The 2,417-nt window shown below is 28.1% G+C and carries 1 protein-coding gene; it reads right to left on the bottom strand.

All coding sequences use genetic code 11. The features are described from left to right. Nucleotides 1–666: 666 nt before the first annotated feature. A complete protein-coding gene (locus MHH85_RS22205) occupies nt 667–1,128 on the bottom strand; it encodes a GNAT family N-acetyltransferase (RefSeq protein ID WP_340708546.1) in 462 nt (153 codons plus the stop codon). Nucleotides 1,129–2,417: the final 1,289 nt, after the last annotated feature.

The raw sequence follows: 2,417 nt of genomic DNA, 5'->3' as shown, positions 1-2,417 counted from the left end.
TGTTAAATTTTACTCTAATGGTTCAATGTTAATAAAAGGATAGCAAAAATAGATATAGTTTCTAATTTCTTTGTATGTATTTGGAAATTGCGATTTTCAATCGGAATTGTTCTTAGCTTTTAAATGTAACCATGTTTCTTGATGCATTCAAAAAACATTTAAAAATGGAGAGATTCAAAAAATTGATATACCGATTTTGAATGTTTCATGGCTTCTGTTAACTCTTTTCTTATTTGATAAAGACATAATACACTCTTTTGTATTTTTCATTGTAAGCAGGTATTCTTTTACATACGATGGTGGCCATCATCCATTCTATACTAGAAGCAGATTACCCTAATTAAAGAAGATTCTACGCGTTATGAACGTTAGATACATATCCATAAAGACGATTTCTACACTTGCATCATACTGTTGAAGATAAATTTATTTATTTTTTAAATCTAAGTATATAAAAATCTCGATTATTTAAAACCCTAATAAATATTATTGAATTAGTTCAGTTTCTAAAGGTGCACTTTTATTTAAAGGATCTTTTCTCAAAGATTGTTGCTAACTTGAACGTAGAGGGATCTAACGCCTGAAAGTAGACCTTTTATAAGTTAGTTTGAAAAAAGTAAACTAATAAACTAAAAAGACGTACAATAATCAGTATGTCTTTTTAATTTATATAAAAATGTCCTTTTCTAATTCCCATTTTAACATATCATCTACTACTCCAATTTTATTCATACTTAGCTTTTCTAACACTTTAGTTGATGAAATATTATCAACCAAGCATTCAGCAATTACTTTATTAACATTTTTAAATGAAAACGCCCATTCTATAATTTCTTTTACTGCCTCTGTGGCGTATCCTTTATTTTGTTCTGAAGGTATAATTCCATATCCTACTTCAACTGTGTGTACTGAATTTGGTTTACCTTTAAATCCAATGTCGCCAATAATTGTGTTTGTTTCTTTATTGATAACCAACCATACACCCCAACCAGAAAGTGTAGAATCTTCTTCTAGATCCACTAAATACTGAATGATGTGAGGACCAATTTTATATTCTTCCCTTGAAAAATTTGATAATGATTGTTTTGTACAAGGGACAATTTTGAGTCGTTGTGTTTGCAAATTCATCTTTGTTCTCCTTTTTATATAAATTTGGCTTTTGCTTCAAATATTGATGCTAAATAAATCATTTAGGTTAACATAAAATCGAATTTTAACTAAAACACTACATCGAAGAGTACCTTTTCCTCCTAATTGTTTAACAGATAGTTGAATAGTGGTAATATATCTATTCTACAAATGCTTCCTAAAAACCTTTACTTAGGAACTTGGATATACAACTTAAAGAGCATCTGATGATTTGTTTTAAGACTTATCGTAAGTACTATTTGTGAAATTATGAATTTCTTATTTAACTTACTTTTGTTTTATAGCATCTAATAATTGAAATCAACTCCAATAATGATTGAGATGTTTAGTCGTAACTCGATTGCAACTGTCTCTAGATTTTAAGGCGAGTGTAGGGGAATGTTTTAAATATTTTAAAGATCTATTACTAGTGCGTCATTGCCTGATTTGAAACGGTCGTGTTCTAATACTTATTTAGGTAACTAGTTCTTAAATGTCAATTACACATAGATGTAAAGTACATTAGAAGTTGATAATTTGTTATCTTATGCTGCATCTAACAAAACTAAGCATATGTCCTTAACCAATAATCTTTGAATAATTAGATTTGTGACAGTCTCCTATAATAAGAACGTAGGAGCTAATGCTATAGAATAACGAAGTACCTTCATGGTTGAAATATTTAAGTTATCTTTGTTTGGTTCATTCTTTCTGAATATAGAAAATAGATCTTACTTATTTCTCTATCAATTTATTTAGTATAGGTTTGTTAATAATGAAAACATTTGAAAGAAGGGCTTAATTTACCTTAATCTTTTCTGGTATCTCAATATAAAACTGGTTTAAGATAAAAATGATTTCATGAAAATCTCTTTTTACACTTCATTATTTTTTTAAAATACTATTAGAAATCTCTTTATATGAACAAAAGAATTAATATAAAGTTGAAAAAATTGAGCCTTATACAATAAGGGGTACAGCCCTAGATAGATACTTAAGACCTTGCTTTAAACGCATAGGGACGCCTGTTTCTGATCAGTTTCTATAAACAAAAAATCTCTTTCATATTTTTTTGTAATAAAGTGTTGACACTTGTATCCATTGTATTGTATTATATTAATTGTCGCTAAGACGTACTGAGCAAAACTTAATAACTTCACTGCTTAAAAACTTTTTAAAAAAAGTTGTTGACAGATGAAGAGATAAATGTTAAGATTTAAAAGTCGTCAAAACAAAACGACAAAATGAACCTTGAAAACTGAACATGCAAGACGTTAATCAATAAATGT

Source organism: Viridibacillus sp. FSL E2-0187, assembly GCF_038006425.1.
In the GTDB taxonomy this organism is placed as follows: Bacteria; Bacillota; Bacilli; order Bacillales_A; family Planococcaceae; genus Viridibacillus; species Viridibacillus arvi.
Note: the sequence above shows the minus strand (reverse complement) of the source record. Positions and strands in the feature narration are given on the sequence as shown.